The sequence below is a fragment of the Betaproteobacteria bacterium genome (assembly GCA_016709965.1).
Classification (GTDB): Bacteria; Pseudomonadota; Gammaproteobacteria; order Burkholderiales; family Rhodocyclaceae; genus Azonexus; species Azonexus amarohabitans.
On the sequence record JADJLT010000001.1, the window covers coordinates 812,030 to 828,434 of the forward strand.

The following is a 16,405-nucleotide window of genomic DNA, read 5'->3' on the forward strand; positions in this document are numbered from 1 at the left end:
GTCAATCCCGCGGTCAACACCAAAAATCGCCTGAAATCAAAATCGGGTCGCGGACACTATTGATCATTCATCGACAAGCGCGGCGCATTCTTGCATTATTGCCAAAGGAAATCGGCCGACACCGGCGATCCCGGGCGCAACACCGTATGCTCGAAAAATGACGTTGATCGGGAAATTCAATCCTTGGCATCAAACACATTGCGGCCCACTGGAAGCATTGACGCTCAGTCCCCGCTGCTTCCAGCCATCAGGAACGATGCCGTCATCGCGCCGCAGGCCGACGCGTCACACCTTCTCGCAGAAGAAGGCGAAACCAATCAGCAAGACACCAAAGGACAATAATGCTCAAGCAGACCGACCACAACGACACCAATCCACTCACGGCAGTCTTTGAACTGATTCAGAAGCGCTTGCCGGCTGACGTGGCCGACCTGGCGACCAACTTCACAAAAAATTTCTATGAAAGAGTCTCCGCCGAGGACCTGGCCGAACGTTCAACGCAGGACCTCTACGGCGCCGCGCTGTCACATTGGCATTTCGCCAGCCGCTTCACCCCTGGCGCCTCCAGGCTCCGCGTGTACAACCCGCGACCGGAAGAACATGGCTGGCAATCAACGCACACGATCATCGAAATCATCAGCCAGGACATGCCCTTCCTCGTCGATTCCATCACCATGGAAGTCAACCGTCAGGGTCTGACGGTGCACCTGATCATTCACCCGTTGATGCGGATGCGTCGGGACAGTGACGGTAATCTGCAGGCAATCGTGGAGATTCACGACGAGGCAGCCGGCACCCTGGAATCCATCATTCATGTCGAGGTGGACCGTCGCACAGACCCTGCCCACCTGGAAGCCCTGCAGCAAGGCTTGGCCCGCATCCTGGCCGACGTCCATGCTGCCGTCGCCGATTGGCCAGGCATGCGCCAAAACCTCACGGATCTGGTCACCTCGTTGGAGGCCTCGCCACCACCGATCGAAGTGACCCAGGTCGAAGAGGACATCGCCTTCCTCAAGTGGCTGGCGGCAGGCAATTTCACCATGCTTGGCTACCGGGAATACGCCCTGGTCGATGAGATCAGCGAAGAGACCGGCGACAGCGACTGCGTGCTGCGCATCGTGCCCGGCACGGGCGCCGGCATTCTGCGCGAGACAGGGGAAGAGCGTTCCATATCCTTTTCGGCCCTGCCCCCTGAAGTCAAAAAGGTGGCCATCGAACCGCGCCTGCTGGTCTTGACCAAAGCCAATGCCCGATCGACCGTTCATCGCCCGGGTTACCTCGATTATGTTGGCGTCAAGAAAATGGACAAGGACGGCAAAGTCATCGGTGAACATCGCTTTCTCGGCCTGTTTACCGCCACCGCGTACAGCGCCAGCCCGGAAGCCATTCCGATTCTTCGCCAGAAGGTCAGGAATGTGCTCGACCGTGCCGAGCTTCGACCCCACAGCCATGGTGGCCGCGCCCTGTCAATTATTCTGGAGCAATACCCGCGCGATGAACTGTTCCAGATCACCTCGGACCAGCTCTATACCGTGGCCATGGGCATTCTCGGCTTGGGAGAGCGGCAACGGACGCGCCTGTTCGTCCGCCATGACACCTTCGGTCGCTTCTATTCCTGCCTGATCTACGCCCCCCGGGAAAATTACGACACGGCACTCCGTCAGCGCATGCAGAACGTGCTGCTCGATGCCTTTCAGGGCACATCGAGCGAGTTCAATGTTCAGGTATCCGAATCCGCGCTGGCCCGCATCCTGATCCTGGTCCATACCAAACCCGGGAACGTGCCCGACTATGATGTCCCCAGCATCGAGCGACGCCTGGTTCAGGCCGCCCGTCGCTGGGAAGACGAGCTGTTCGAATCGCTGACTGAGCGTTGCGGCGAGGAGCGCGGCAATCTGCTCCACGCCCGCTACCTCAACGCTTTCCCGGCCGGCTATCGCGAAGATTACGAAGCGCGGGCCGCCGTGGGGGACATCGAATTGATGGAATCATTAAGTGACTCTGGCGGCCTGGCGATGAGCCTCTATGTGCCGCTCGAAGCACCGGCCGGCAGCCTCCGGTTCAAGGTGCTGCGTGACACGGCACCCGTCCCCCTCTCGGCATCGCTGCCCATGCTCGAACACATGGGCGTCCGGGTCATTGAAGAGCGTCCGTATGAAATCCAGCGATCTGACCGGCCAACGGTATGGCTGCATGACTTTGGCCTGATCTTCAAGGGTGCCGAAGAACTGGATATTGAGCGCGTCCGCGGCATTTTCCAGGACACGTTCCGTCATGTGCTGACCGGTGCAGCCGAGAGCGACGACTTCAACCGGCTGGTGCTGGCCGCCCAGCTCGACTGGCGCGAAGTTGCCGTCCTGCGTGCCTATGCCAAATATTTGCGGCAGGCCGGTTTTACCTTCAGCCAGCCCTATATTGAACAAACGCTGGCCGCCCATCCCGGCATTGCCCGCCAATTGCTCGAACTCTTCCTCGCTCGCTTCGACCCGCAAAGCAATCTCGACAATGCGGTGCAGGCCAGTGCCCTTGAAGCGCAAATCCTGCAGGCACTGGACGACGTGGCCAACCTCGATGACGACCGCATCCTGCGTCAATTCCTGGCTGCCATCCTCGCTACCGTACGCAGCAATTATTTCCAGCGCAAGGACAATGCCCCGAAGCCCTACCATTCATTCAAGATCAATTCGAAGGGCATACCGGGGCTGCCCGAACCGAAGCCGATGTGGGAAATCTTTGTTTATTCACCGCTGGTGGAAGGCATCCATTTGCGCGGCGGCAAAGTCGCGCGAGGCGGCTTGCGGTGGTCGGACCGCATGGAAGATTTCCGCACCGAGGTACTCGGGCTGATGAAGGCCCAGATGGTCAAGAACGCGGTGATTGTCCCGGTCGGCTCCAAGGGTGGTTTCGTGGTCAAGAACCCGCCACCAGGCGGCGACCGCGATGCCATGCTGAAAGAAGGCATCGCCTGTTATCACACCTTCCTGCGCGGATTGCTCGACCTCACGGACAACCTGGTAGGCGGCCAGATCGTACCGCCACCGAATCTCGTTCGCCATGACGACGATGACCCGTATCTGGTGGTTGCCGCCGACAAGGGCACGGCCAGTTTTTCCGATTACGCCAACGGCGTCTCCAAGGAGTACGGCTTCTGGCTCGGCGATGCCTTTGCCTCGGGTGGCTCGGTCGGCTACGACCACAAGAAGATGGGCATCACCGGCACGTGGCGCCTGGGAGTCGGTCAAGCGGCATTTCCGCGAACTGGGCGTCAACACGCAGGAGAACGATTTTACGGTGGTCGGCATCGGCGACATGTCGGGGGATGTCTTCGGCAACGGGATGCTGTTATCCCGCCACATCAAGCTGCTGGCAGCCGTCGACCATCGCCATATCTTCATAGACCCCAATCCGGATTGCGAGCAGAGCTTTGTTGAGCGCGAACGCCTGTTCAACTTGCCCCGCTCGTCGTGGGCCGATTATCAGGAGGGACTGATTTCGACGGGCGGCGGCGTTTACCCACGCAGCGCCAAATCGATCACCCTGTCCCCCCAGGCCCGGGCCAGTCTCGGCATCGAGGCCGAAACCCTGACCCCGCAGGAACTGATCCGCAACCTGCTGCTGGCCCCGGTCGATCTGCTTTATAACGGCGGCATCGGGACCTATGTGAAATCCAGCAAGGAGGCGCATGCTGCTGTCGGCGACCGGGCCAATGACGCGGTCCGGGTCGACGGTTGCGAGTTGCGCTGCAAGGTGGTCTGTGAAGGAGGCAATCTTGGCCTGACCCAGCTGGGACGCATCGAATTTGCGCGACAGGGTGGCCGCATCTGCACCGATGCCATCGATAACTCGGCTGGCGTCGATTGCTCGGATCATGAAGTCAATATCAAGATCCTGCTCAATTTCGCGATGGAAGACGGTGAATTAACCGAAAAGCAACGCAACAAGCTACTCACCGAAATGACCGACGACGTTGCCCATCTGGTGCTTCGTGACAATTATTTCCAGACGCAGGTGCTGTCGGTCACCTGTGCGCGTGGCACCGAATTGCTCGATGCACAGTCACGCTATATCCGCTATCTGTCGAACGCCGGCCGGCTTAATCGCAAGATCGAATACCTCCCGTTCGACGAAGAGATTGTCGAACGAAAGGCTGCCGGACACGGTCTGACCGCGCCTGAGCTGGCCGTTCTCCTGGCGTACAACAAGATGGAGCTATTCGAAGCCATGCTGGCTTCCGATGTGCCGGAAGATCCATATATCCGCACGGCACTGGAGCGCTATTTCCCGCTTCAGTTGCGCGAGCGCTATATCGACGCCATCCGGAACCATCCGCTGCGTCGCGAAATTATTGCCACGCATGTGGTTAACAGCATGGTCAACCGGGTTGGGCCGAGTTTCACCTTCCGTCTGCACGAGGAAACTGGCGCCACCCTGCCCGACATTGTCCGCGCCTACCTTGCCGCACGCGAAATATTCGGCCTGGTTCAGCTCTGGCAAACGATCGAAGGACTCGACAACAAAATTGCCAATGCGACCCAGATAAAAATGATTCTGGAATGTCTGCATCTCGTCCAGCGCGGCACTTTGTGGTTCCTCCGCCACCGTGGCCACCTGCAGGATCTGGCGAAAACACTGGGCCATTTTTCTGGCGGGGTCGAGCAGCTGGCCGGCAATCTTTACACCATGGTCACGCCCGAATATCGCAGGGAACTCGACAGCGTCACGGCCGAGTATCTGCAGCAAGGGGTACCGGAAGCATTGGTCCAGCGTATCGCCTGTCTCGACGAACTGTACTCGGCGCTGGACATTGTCGAAGTCGCCGGCGCACTGAATCGTCCGGTGGAATTGGTTGCCCGCGTCTATCTGACCCTCGGCGGTCTCCTCGACCTTCGCTGGATGCGACACCAGATTTCAGTATTGCCGGGCGATACTCACTGGCAAGGACTGGCCCGGACCGCACTACAGGACGATCTGTCCACCCAGGCTTACATGCTGTGCGCCGACGCCCTGCGCGAAAACCCGGACGAAACCGATGTCGCCGCACTGGTTGCCGCCTGGCAGGCCAAACGAGGGTTCCAGCTGGATCGATGCCGCCAGCTGTTTGGTGAAATTCGCGCCGCGTCAACCCCGGACATGCCAATGCTTTCTGTCGCCCTGCGCGAACTTCGCGGCTTGAGCTGAATCGCCGGCTGATGGGCACTCTCGACCAATACCGGCCTAACGGGCCGGTATTTCGTGGCGCTCAGGGGCAACTGTCCGGATCACTGGCATAGGCATCGAGTCCCATGCCGCGCAAGCGGTCAAGGTAGCAGCCGTAGTGGCGCTGCCAGGCGAATGCACGCTCATCGGCGAGGAGGCCGGGGATATTCGTCAGGTCGATTTCCGCCACCATCAGCGAGTCGCCGCGAGTCGCCTCAAGCAGCCCTTCGACCAACAGCATGTCGGACAGCAGCCAGGCAAGATGACCGGATGAACCGCCCAGTTGCAAGGCCGTTTCCTCCAGCGTCAGCCGTGAGACCTGTTCGATTGCCGCGCTCAGTTCACGTCGCTGGAAACGCATGCGGCCCGCATGTTCGCCATTCAGCTTGAGCACTGCCGGCAGCACGCCACGACTGACCGGACGGCTGATGGCGGTCATGCTGATCGGCTCCGGCACGGTGCTGCCCACATCCTTCAATTTGTTGGCCAGCAGGGCTCGGGCCGTGGCCAGTTCGTCGCCGGTCATCGGCTGCAGACGGCATGGCGCCGATTCGGAATTGCGGATTTCCTGACAGAGGTAGCGCTGCCAGACTTTCTGCCCGAGCAGATCGCCGAACGAGCTTGTCCCGCCGGCAATCTGCAGGCTACCGCCACCAATATCGAGGACATGGCTGGTTTCCAGTCCGTCGCCCAGCGCTTGGCGTGCACCGAGATAGCCGTAAGCCCCCTCTTGCGACTGCGGAATGACCAGCACTGAAACGCCTGTCGCCGCATGAAGTCGCTCAAGCAATGCTGCCAACACATGGCCGTTGGCCAGCAATGCCATTCTCCACGCCGAGAAGCCACCGCCAAGCTGTTCACAGTTCGCGTCAAAGCCAGCTTTTTCCGGCAGATCATGCAGCGCGGCGATGGTCGGCGCCAGCGTTTCTTCGAGACCGCGCCCGGCCCACTGCGGACCAAGATAATCAATATTGGCACTGGCCATCACGCTGCTGTTCGAGGCCCCGGCCCGAATGCCGGAAGAACCCATGTCGAAGGCAACACGACAGCGATCCCCGGCGATGGCCGCGGCGGCCAGGACCCAACAAAGCAGCCCGACCAGGATACGAAGGCGCATCAAAGGTGCAGGTAGCCCATCACGCCTGCCACCACACCCAGTCCGGTGGCACCAAAAACACCCACCAGCATCCAGCGTTTGCGCGTCAGCAGGGTAATCGCTGACAAGGCAATGGCGATCTGCAGCAAGGTCGTGGCCAGGGCCCAGCGCTCGTGCACATGCATTTCTGCCTCGCTGTGGCGATCGGCCGCCTTGGCCTCTGCTTCCAGTTTCTCGGCTTCGGCCTTGATGTCATCCTTTTCTTTTTTGTAGCGCTCGATGGCTTCCTTGAATTTCTCCTGCACCTCGCCGGTGGTCAGCACCACCGACAATTCGGCCAGATTCTGCTTGTTACTCTTGGCCTGGTAGTAATTCCACTGATTGGAAGCGGAGGTTTTCTGGATGGCCGCTTCATTCTTGTAGAGCAACGCCGCATTCTGCGAGTGGCCGCCCATGTAGCCAAAAATGGCACCAACGGTGGACAAAATGGCCGTCAATACCGCCAAGCGCGAGGTAAAACTGTCACCACCGTGCTGAGCTACGTGCTCAACCTCGTGATCGTGTGGGCCATGAACGTGAAATCCGTGTCCAGACATGCAATTCTCCTTAATTCTGTTGGTTGCCGCAAAAACCGGCAGCGCGAATTCTAGCGCCCGGCGGCTGATTTTTTACGAGTAAAACGCCAAAGACCCCGGCGTAAGAAATATTTCGGTTTTGGCCATAATGTCCGGTTGACCGTAGCCATCACGGGAATCACGGACCAGCGCACGACCGATCACACCCATTGTTGACAACCATTCTCATTTGTATAAAATAAGAATTATTCGCATTTGATGCAATTGCATCGGAGTCATGTCATGTACGTTTGCGTTTGCCAGGCTGTGACCGAACGCCAGATCCGCGAGGCGGCTCAGGGTGGCGCCCGCACGCTGAAGGATTTGCGTCGCGACCTCGGCGTTTCCAGCGATTGCGGACGCTGCGCCTCGTGCGCCCGCGCCTGCCTGGCCGAGGCCCAGCAATGCCAAGGCAGAGCGGCCCAGGTCAGCCGGGCCCGCTGATCGGCTGACGGCCGGGTCGCTTGCCTACCGGCTAAATTACGTCAATCCCTGGCGCGCCATCCACGATCTCGCCAATCACTGAAACGTGGTCAAACCCTTGTTGCAGGAAAAGTGACAACACTTCAGTCACCGCATCCGGCGTGCAGGACACGAGCAGGCCACCCGAGGTCTGCGGATCGGTGATCAGTGTCTTTGCCAATTCATCGAGGCCGGCCGCCAGATTCACGCTGGCGCCATAGCTGCTCCAGTTGCGCGCCGAGGCGCCCGTCATGTAGCCCGCTTCGACAAACTCGCGAGCACGGGTGAGCAGCGGCAGATCGGCATAATTCACCGTCGCCCGCACATGGCTGCCCTTGCAGACCTCCAGCAAATGTCCCGCCAGACCGAACCCGGTCACGTCTGTCACCGCATGCACCCCATCCAGGCACGCCAGCATCGGCCCCGGGGTATTCAATTGTGTCGTGGTCTCGACCATCGCCTCATAGTCACTGGCATGGAGTTGATCCTTCTTGAGCGCAGCACTGTATACCCCGACACCAAGCTGCTTGCCGAGGATGAGCTTGTCACCGGGCTTGGCACCTGAATTGCGCTTGAGATGGGCCGGATTGACGATACCAATGGCGACCAGTCCGTAGATCGGCTCCACCGAGTCGATGGTATGGCCGCCGGCAATGGGGATGCAGGCAGCACGGCAAACCGCCTCGCCGCCTTGCAGAATCTTGCCGATGGTTTCAAGCGGCAGCGTATTGACTGGCATGCCGACGATGGCCAGCGCGAACAGCGGTGTACCGCCCATGGCGTAAACATCGGAGATGGCATTGGTGGCAGCGATCCGGCCAAAATCGTAGGGATCGTCAACGATGGGCATAAAGAAATCGGTCGTCGCGACAATCGCCTGCTGCGGGTTGATCTGGTAGACCGCGGCATCATCGCTGGTTTCGGTGCCGACCAGCAGTTGGGGCGGGATGATCCCGGAAGGCGCACCGGCAAGAATTTGCTGCAATACGGCAGGTGCAATTTTGCAACCACAGCCGCCCCCATGGGAAAGCTGGGTCAATCTGATTTTTTCTTGGGACACGACTGTTCTCTCGATAATTTATTATTGACTGCTACTGATAGTTCTTTGCTGCTGATTCGCTGAATGCTTATTCGGCGTCGAAACCAGCATCTTCAATGGCAGCGATCAGCGCGTTGCGCGTCACTTGCTGCGCATCGAACTCAACCCTGGCCTCGCCGGCTTCCAGCGAGACCTCGGCAGTACTGACACCGGCCATGCCGCTGAGCACGCCGGTAATGTTCTTGACGCATCCCTGGCAGCTCATGCCGCCAACCTTGATGATGGTGTTGTCCATGCTTTACCCGTTCGTAAATGGTTGAAGGCGCAGCATATCGGCGACCCCTGCCGCCAGCAGCGGTCGGCTGAAATGGTAGCCCTGTGCCATGTCACAGCCCATTTTACGCAGTTGTGCCAATTGTTCACTCGTTTCCACGCCTTCTGCCAGCACGGTCAAGCGCAAGCTGCGCCCCATGCTGACGATGGTCGAGGCAATCGCCCAGTCGTCCGGATCGGTTTCCAAGTCATGGACAAATGAACGGTCAATCTTCAATTTACCAACCGGAAAGCGCTTCAGGTACGCCAGCGACGAATAGCCCGTACCGAAATCGTCGAGCGACAGTTCAACGCCCATGCGATGCAGGGCGGACAAGGTGCCGAGATTGATATCCGCATCGTGCATCACCGTGCGCTCGGTCAATTCAAGCTCCAGGCGAGCAGCATCCAGCCCCGAGGCGGCCAGCGCCCCGGCCACGACCTCGACGAATCCTGACTGGCGAAACTGGACCGGCGCCACATTGACCGCCATCACCAGTGGCGGCAAGCCCGACTCGCTCCAGGCCTGAGCCTGCCGACAGGCTTCGCACAACACCCAGTCGCCAATCGGGTTGATCAGGCCGGTTTCTTCGGCCACATGAATGAAACGATCAGGCATGATCAAGCCAAGTTCCGGATGCTGCCAGCGTATGAGCGCCTCGACGCCAATGATCAAGCCACTTTCCAGCGAGACCAGCGGCTGATAATGGAGAATGAATTCCTGCTGGAGCAGCGCGCGGCGCAGATTGCTTTCCATCAGCAATCGATCCAGCGTCGAGGTATTCATTTCGCTAGCGTAGAACTGAAAGGTATTACGCCCGATCTCCTTGGCCCGATACATCGCGGTATCAGCATTCTTGAGCAGCACCTCCAGATCCAGGCCATCGTGCGGATAAATGCTGATGCCCAGCGATGGGGTTACCGTGAGTTCATGCCCTGCAATTTCAAAGGGGCGACCAAAAACCTCAATCAGCCGATGCGCTACTTCTGCCGCCGCAGCCGTGTGGAAGCCAGGCATGGCAAAAATGAACTCATCGCCGCCCAGCCGCGCCAGGGTATCGATACGCCGCACGACGCTGTCCAGCCGCCGCGCCACCTCGCACAACAACTCGTCGCCGACACTGTGACCCAGCGAATCATTGACTCGCTTGAAATGATCCAGGTCGAGAAAAATGACGGCGATTTCGGTGTTCTCGCGCTCGGCAGCAGCCAGCAACTGCTCGAAACGTTCACGCAACAGGCGCCGATTCGGCAATCCGGTCAGTACATCGTAGTCGGCCAATTCCCGGATGCGCAGCTCGGCTGCCTTCTGCATCGAAATATCCGTCAACGTACCCACTGAAGCCACGCGCCCGCCAAATACAGATGGGGAACCCACCACCATGGCGGGAAAGACCGAGCCATCCTTGCGGATTATCTGCAACTCATAGCTATGGCCAGCCACGCCTGCAACACGCAGTCGCATCTGCTCGACAACATAGGCATGCTGTTCCTGGACGATGACGTCGAGCGGCCCCATGTGCTCAAGCATTTCCTCTTCGGAATACCCAAGGAGTTTGGTCAGATAGGGATTGACGTATTTGAAACGCTGATCCTGCAAGACAAAGATGCCGACCTGGGCAGCCTCCATGGTGGTCCGGAACATTGCCTCCTGTTCCGTCGACGCGGCCAAACGACCGGTGCCCCCCGCGCTACCGACATTGTTGTCGGTACGCGCCTGCTCTAGTGTCTTTTCCCCGACCCGTAAGGTCATTCAAACCCCTTGTGACTCGTCCCACCTCATTGACCTGGTCGCAAACGCTTCAGCAGCAAGGAGTTCGAGACCACCGACACCGAACTCATCGCCATCGCCGCCCCTGCCACCACCGGGTTTAGCCACCCCAAGGCAGCAAGCGGGATTCCCAATACATTGTAGATGAAAGCAAAGAAAAGATTTTGGCGGATTTTCCCCAAGGTGGCCGCCGATAGGTCGATTGCGTCGACGACACCGCACAGATCACTACGAATCAAAGTTAAATCAGCAGCCTCAACCGCGGCATCGGATCCCGCCCCAATGGCAAAGCTGACATCGGCAGCCGCCAAGGCCGGTGCATCGTTGATGCCGTCACCGACCATCGCCACCAGCCCACCGGCAGTCTTCAATTCATTGATAGCTGCCGCCTTGTCGCCGGGCAGAATACCGGCCCGATATTCATCAATCCCGGCCTCGGCGGCAATTGCCGCTGCGGTTGACACATTGTCACCCGTGAGCATGACGACACGAATGCCGCGCGCGCGCAAGCGCCTGACCGCCTCACGCGATGTTGGCCGCAAGGCATCGGCGATGGCAAACAGTGCCAGGGTCAGCCTCCCCTCGGCCAGCACCACGACCGTTTTTCCAGTCCGCTGCAGCGCGACGACGACCGGATCGGCATCCAGCCCCAACCAGCTTGGTGACCCCAGGCGCAACATCCGCCCAGCGATTTCACCTTCCACACCGTGCCCGGCAAAAGATTTGAAATTTGCCACCTTTTCCCGGTTGACCGCGGGAGTCGCCGTTGCGTCAATCGTTGCCTCCGCCGACACAGCCAGGGTCTTGGAACCAGCGGAGACGATGGCCCGCGCCAGCGGATGCTCCGAATTTTGCTCAAGCGCACCAGCCAGCCCAAGCGCCTCCTCGCGCGTTGCAGCAAGTGCCACCACATCGGTGACCTGCGGCGTACCGCAAGTCAGGGTCCCGGTTTTATCCAGCGCCAGTACCGTAATTTTTTCGGCACGTTCAAGGGCTTCTGCATTCTTGACCAGAATGCCGGCCCTCGCCCCCTGACCGGTACCAACCATGATCGCCGTCGGCGTGGCCAACCCAAGCGCGCACGGACAGGCAATGACCAGTACGGCAACCGCATTCACCAATGCCACTGAAAACTGGCCCGAATACCACCACCAGCCGGCCAATGTCAGCAGCGCAATGGCGCAAACCGTCGGCACGAAGATCGCCGAAATCCGGTCGGCCAGTCGTTGCACCGGCGCCTTGGACCCCTGCGCCTCGCCCACCATCCGGATAATGCCGGCCAGCAAGGTATGTTCGCCGACGCCAGTCGCCCGGCAGCGCATCGCACCCTGACCGTTGGCGGTGGCGGCAAATACCTTGTCGCCAATGTGCTTGCCCACGGGCATGCTCTCACCCGTCAACATGGCCTCATCGACACTCGATTCGCCGTCAACCAACTCGCCGTCAACTGGTACGCTTTCCCCGGGACGAACCAGAAAAATATCCCCCGGCATCAACGCCTCGACCGGCATATCAACCCACTCGCCGTTGCGCTCTACCAGTGCCGTCCGGGGCTGCAAACGGATCAGCGACTCGATCGCCTCCGAGGTGCGCGCCTTGGCCCTTGCCTCCAGCAACTTGCCGAGCAGGACCAGCGTGATCACCGCCGCGCCACCTTCGAAATAAACGTGCTGATCCAGCCCGAACACGGTTACCACGGCCGAAAACCCCCACGCCATGCTGGTACCGAGTGCAACCAGCACATCCATGTTGGCGCCGCCGCCCTGCAGCGATTTATAGGCACCATCATAGAAACGCCAGCCGATCCAGAACTGTACCGGCGTCGCCAGCGCCAGTTGCAGCCAGCGCGACAACTCGTTTTGATGACCGTGTTCGCCGAACATGAAGAGCATCTGGCCAACCAGCGGCAGGGTCAGCACCACGGCAATCCAGAAACGGCGGATTTCACCATGATAGACGCGCTGCTTCTCCGCTTTTTCACGCTCACGTGTCTGACTGTCGACCATGGCGGCGGTGAATCCCGCCTTGGCCACGGCAGCAACCACGGCTGACTCATCCACCTCCGCCGACAGGCGAACGCGCGCCCGTTCAGCCGCCAGATTAACGTTGGCCTGCATACCAGCCTGCCGATTCAGCACCTTTTCAAGGCGGGCCGAACAGGCGGCGCAGGTCATACCGCCAATGGCAAATTCAACGACCCGGCTTTTGTCAGGTTCGTTCATTGAGTCCTCAACAGGGTTTTCATCGCGCTTTTCGAGGCTAGAGCAGGCCTGTCAGGCGCATCAGCCCGACAAAACCGTAGAGACCAAAGCCCAGCACCAACAGCCCGGACAACATTCGTACGACCGGGCGACGCACGAATTCGTTCAGCCTGGCCAGAACAATGCCCGCCAGCAACAGATTGGGGAAAGTGCCAAGGCCGAAGGCCAGCATCATCAAGGCACCTCGGCCAGCTGAACCAGCGGTCAATGCGCTGGCCAATGCGCTGTAAACAAGACCACAGGGCAACCACCCCCACAGCAAGCCCAAAGGAAAAGCCTGGCCAACACTGCGCGCCGGAATAAACCGCCGGGTCAGTGGCTGCAAATGTCGCCACAGCGTCTGACCGGCCCGCTCGGTAAATGCCAGCGCCCTGGTGACGCCCAGCAAGTAAAGGCCCAACGCCACCAGCATCAGGTTGGCGATGAAATAGAGAATCAGGCGTGCGGGAACCTGCCCCTCCAGCCCCATACTAGCCGCGCCCAAGGCTCCCGCAATCGCCCCTGCCGTCGCGTAGGAAAGAATTCGCCCGCTGTTGTAAGCAATATGCATGGACCAGCGCGCCGGCGCTCCCATGGAGAGGGCGCCTACAATGCCACCGCACATGCCGACGCAGTGCGTACCTCCCAACAAACCAACGAGAAAAAGGGCGAGATAGCCGGAATCAGGCATCGTGCAAACCAGTAGTCACCGAAGTGGGCAGTTTACCCCGCCCACCCGGCACGACGCACGGCAATCAGATGACTTTGGAGTAAGTCGCGCGCTGACGCCCGGCCCGCAGATAGCGGTCGAAAACCATGGAAATGATGCGCACCAGCAAGCGGCCTGGTGGCAGAACGGTAATCCATTCTTGATCAATCTTGAGCAAACCGGCCTGTTCCATTTCCTTCATGTCGCCTAGTTCGGCTTCGAAATACGAACGGAAGTCGATCAGATGGGCGCTTTCGATGCTCTCGATGGAAAGCTCGAAATGGCACATCAGGGCCTGAATAATGGAGCGACGCAGAATGTCATCAGCCGTCAACTCGATACCACGGAAGACCGGCAACTCGGCACTATCAAGGCGATCGTAATACTCGTCTGCCGTCTTGACGTTCTGGTAGTAAGTCGGCCCGACCTTGCTGATCGACGAAATGCCAAAAGACAACATGTCGCAATCGGCATACGTCGAATAGCCCTGGAAATTCCGGTGCAGACGCCCCTGTCGCTGGGCAATCGCCAGTTCGTCGTCCGGCTTTGCAAAGTGATCCATGCCGATGAAGACATAACCGGCATCGGTCAGTTTCTTGATCGCCAACGCCAGAATCTGCAGCTTGGTGTCGGCCGAAGGCAGGTCGGCATCGTTGATCCGGCGCTGCGGCTTGAACATGCTGGGCATATGCGCGTAGTTGTAGATCGACAGACGATCCGGATCCATCGCCAACACACGTTCGATCGTTCGATTGAAACCCATCACCGTCTGGTGCGGCAAGCCATAGATCAGATCAACCGATACCGACTTGAAGCCGTTGGCCCGCGCGTCCCGAATCACGCTGTAGGTCTCTTCTTCACTCTGCACGCGGTTGACGGCAAGCTGCACACGCTCATCGAAATCCTGAACACCGACGCTCATACGGTTGAAACCGAGTTCGCCGAGCAAGGCAACCGTTGCTGTATCCACTTTGCGCGGATCAACTTCGATTGAATACTCGCCGCCATCCAGCAATTTGAAATGCTTGCGGGTTTCCCGCATCAACTGTCGCATTTCATCGTGCGACAGAAAGGTCGGCGTACCGCCGCCCCAATGCAACTGGATCACCTCGTGCTCGCCATCGCGACCTTCCAGCGCCGCAGCCTGAATATCCAATTCCTTGGCCAGATACTTCAGGTACTTTGCACTGCGCCCGTGATCCTTGGTAATGATCTTGTTGCAAGCGCAGTAGTAGCAAATAGTGTTGCAGAAAGGGATGTGGAAGTATAATGATAGCGGTCGACTTATCCCGCCGATGTTCCGCTTGCCAAGCCACAGCTTGGCTGCTTCAGAGTCGAAAGCTTCGACAAAGCGGTCTGCGGTGGGATAGGACGTGTAGCGAGGGCCGTTTACATCGAAACGGCGAATGATCTGAGGATCAAAGACGAGGTTTTCAGTCGCGAAATTCATTGGACATGGCATCAAAAAGTGGATTGATTATGTTCGGATGGCGCAATTTTACGGTTGACATGGATCAAGCTAACTCAGGTTGCCAATGCCTCAAACACGCACGCTAAATCAGGATATGTCGCTGTCGGAGATCAAGACAGCCTGCTCCAATTGCAATCTTCGCGAATTGTGCCTGCCTTTTGGCCTCAGCGTCGAGGAACTTGAACGACTCGACGATCTGGTCTCCACTCGTCGCCGCATCAAGCGTGGCGATCACCTGTACCGTGCCGGTGAAGAATTTGATGCCATTTATGCCATTCGCAGCGGTTTTTTCAAGACCGATGTGCTGCTCGAAGATGGCCGCGACCAGGTCACGGGTTTCCAGATGGCCGGTGAACTGCTCGGTCTTGATGGCATCAGTACCGAACACCACACCTGCAACGCCATTGCGCTGGAAGACAGCGAAATCTGCGCAATTCCGTTTTCCCGCCTCGAAGTCCTTTCACGGGAAATTCACTCGCTGCAACGTCAGTTCCACAAGGTCATGAGCCGCGAAATCGTTCGTGACCACGGGGTCATGATGCTGCTGGGCACCATGCGCGCCGAAGAACGACTCGCCGCCTTCCTGCTCAATTTGTCACAGCGCTTCACCGCTCGCGGCTTCTCGCACGCCGAATTTTAGCTGCGCATGACACGCGAGGAAATCGGCAGCTACCTCGGCCTCAAACTGGAAACTGTCTCGCGTGCTTTCTCCAAGTTTCAGGAAGAAGGCCATATCGCCGTACAGCAAAAACACATTCGAATTCTCAACGTCAACGGGCTAAAAGCCCTGATGAACCACCGGGCCTGAGCGAAACCATCAGCGTAGCTGGGCAAGTCCTGAAGCTCGCCGGACAATACGCTGCAATAGCAATTCAGCATGCCGCCGGCCGGCGCTTGAGTCACCCGGCGAGCGGTACGCCATCCTGACATTCGACGAAACATCGCCCAGCAGCGTGTAGAGGGCGATCGACAGCGGACATAGCGTCAGTTGCGCCGGATCTTCGTGAACCAGTTCACCGGCCAGTACGCTGCTGCAAAACTGGACAATTTCCGCTTCGCCATAAGGAATTGCGTCTTTATCAGCGCTCGTGCGGGCCAGCATGGCCCGAAACGGGAGAATGCTACCAACCACCAGCCCTTCGCTCTCGATGGCCTCGACCAGCCCTTCATGGGCGACCTGAAAACTGGAATTCGCAACCCGGACGACGACCGCATCGCCGGCAATTGAGCGGAGTGGCAGGCACAGCATGCCAAGGAAAACCAGAAAAAAAAGGGACGCCTGGAGGGGCGTCCCGAACAGATGCGATGACGACATCTGACGCAAGTGATCTTTTGCCGGGCGGACACGCATGCAATCATGCCGCCCCGCGAAAAAGCTCCAATCCTGACTGTCAGGGCTAAGCGCAGAAAACATGCTCACCCTCTCGTCGACATAATTCGCAATCCGATAATGCTAAAGATTCAGTTCCGGGCTGCATCAAATTTCACCTGTATT

Annotated in this window: 10 protein-coding genes and 2 pseudogenes; 3 read left to right on the forward strand and 9 right to left on the reverse strand. The window is 58.8% G+C overall.

Going from position 1 to position 16,405, the window contains the following annotated elements; all coding sequences use genetic code 11:
• Positions 1–341: 341 nt before the first annotated feature.
• A pseudogene (locus tag IPJ12_04110) lies at positions 342–5,178 on the forward strand (NAD-glutamate dehydrogenase).
• Positions 5,179–5,239: 61 nt separating this feature from the next.
• On the opposite strand, the gene IPJ12_04115 reads toward IPJ12_04110, so the two are convergent.
• Together IPJ12_04115 and IPJ12_04120 are read right to left on the reverse strand one after the other, a co-directional pair.
• Complete coding sequence (locus tag IPJ12_04115) at positions 5,240–6,313, reverse strand: hypothetical protein (GenBank protein ID MBK7646354.1); 1,074 nt, start codon at positions 6,311–6,313, stop codon at positions 5,240–5,242.
• Positions 6,313–6,888 (reverse strand): DUF4337 domain-containing protein, encoded by a 576-nt coding sequence (locus tag IPJ12_04120; GenBank protein MBK7646355.1) that lies wholly within the window; start codon positions 6,886–6,888, stop codon positions 6,313–6,315. Before IPJ12_04120 ends, IPJ12_04115 begins: the two co-directional genes overlap by 1 nt.
• Positions 6,889–7,149: 261 nt before the next feature.
• Between IPJ12_04120 and IPJ12_04125 the strand changes: the two genes are divergently transcribed.
• Positions 7,150–7,350: a (2Fe-2S)-binding protein gene (locus IPJ12_04125; GenBank protein ID MBK7646356.1), complete on the forward strand. Its 201-nt coding sequence runs from the start codon at positions 7,150–7,152 to the stop codon at positions 7,348–7,350.
• A gap of 31 nt (positions 7,351–7,381) precedes the next feature.
• Here the strand turns inward: IPJ12_04125 and selD are convergent, their stop codons facing one another.
• The 6 genes from selD to hemN form a co-directional block, all read right to left on the reverse strand.
• Positions 7,382–8,428, reverse strand: a complete 1,047-nt coding sequence (gene selD / locus IPJ12_04130; GenBank protein MBK7646357.1) for a selenide, water dikinase SelD — start codon at positions 8,426–8,428, stop codon at positions 7,382–7,384.
• Between the two features lie 67 nt (positions 8,429–8,495).
• On the reverse strand, positions 8,496–8,702 hold the full coding sequence (locus IPJ12_04135; protein ID MBK7646358.1) for a heavy-metal-associated domain-containing protein: 207 nt from the start codon (positions 8,700–8,702) through the stop codon (positions 8,496–8,498).
• A 3-nt stretch (positions 8,703–8,705) separates the two neighbouring features.
• A complete protein-coding gene (locus tag IPJ12_04140; protein MBK7646359.1) occupies positions 8,706–10,472 on the reverse strand; it encodes an EAL domain-containing protein in 1,767 nt (588 codons plus the stop codon).
• 26 nt (positions 10,473–10,498) lie between these two features.
• On the reverse strand, positions 10,499–12,712 hold the full coding sequence (locus IPJ12_04145; protein ID MBK7646360.1) for a copper-translocating P-type ATPase: 2,214 nt from the start codon (positions 12,710–12,712) through the stop codon (positions 10,499–10,501).
• 37 nt (positions 12,713–12,749) lie between these two features.
• Positions 12,750–13,421, reverse strand: a complete 672-nt coding sequence (locus IPJ12_04150) for a sulfite exporter TauE/SafE family protein (protein ID MBK7646361.1) — start codon at positions 13,419–13,421, stop codon at positions 12,750–12,752.
• A 64-nt stretch (positions 13,422–13,485) separates the two neighbouring features.
• Entirely contained in the window at positions 13,486–14,901 is a 1,416-nt protein-coding gene (hemN, locus tag IPJ12_04155; GenBank protein MBK7646362.1) for an oxygen-independent coproporphyrinogen III oxidase, read from the reverse strand.
• Between the two features lie 73 nt (positions 14,902–14,974).
• Here hemN and fnr point away from each other — a divergent pair.
• Positions 14,975–15,718: pseudogene (gene fnr / locus IPJ12_04160) on the forward strand (fumarate/nitrate reduction transcriptional regulator Fnr).
• Between the two features lie 9 nt (positions 15,719–15,727).
• Here fnr and IPJ12_04165 read toward each other — a convergent pair.
• Entirely contained in the window at positions 15,728–16,261 is a 534-nt protein-coding gene (locus IPJ12_04165; protein MBK7646363.1) for a DUF302 domain-containing protein, read from the reverse strand.
• Positions 16,262–16,405 lie beyond the last annotated feature (144 nt).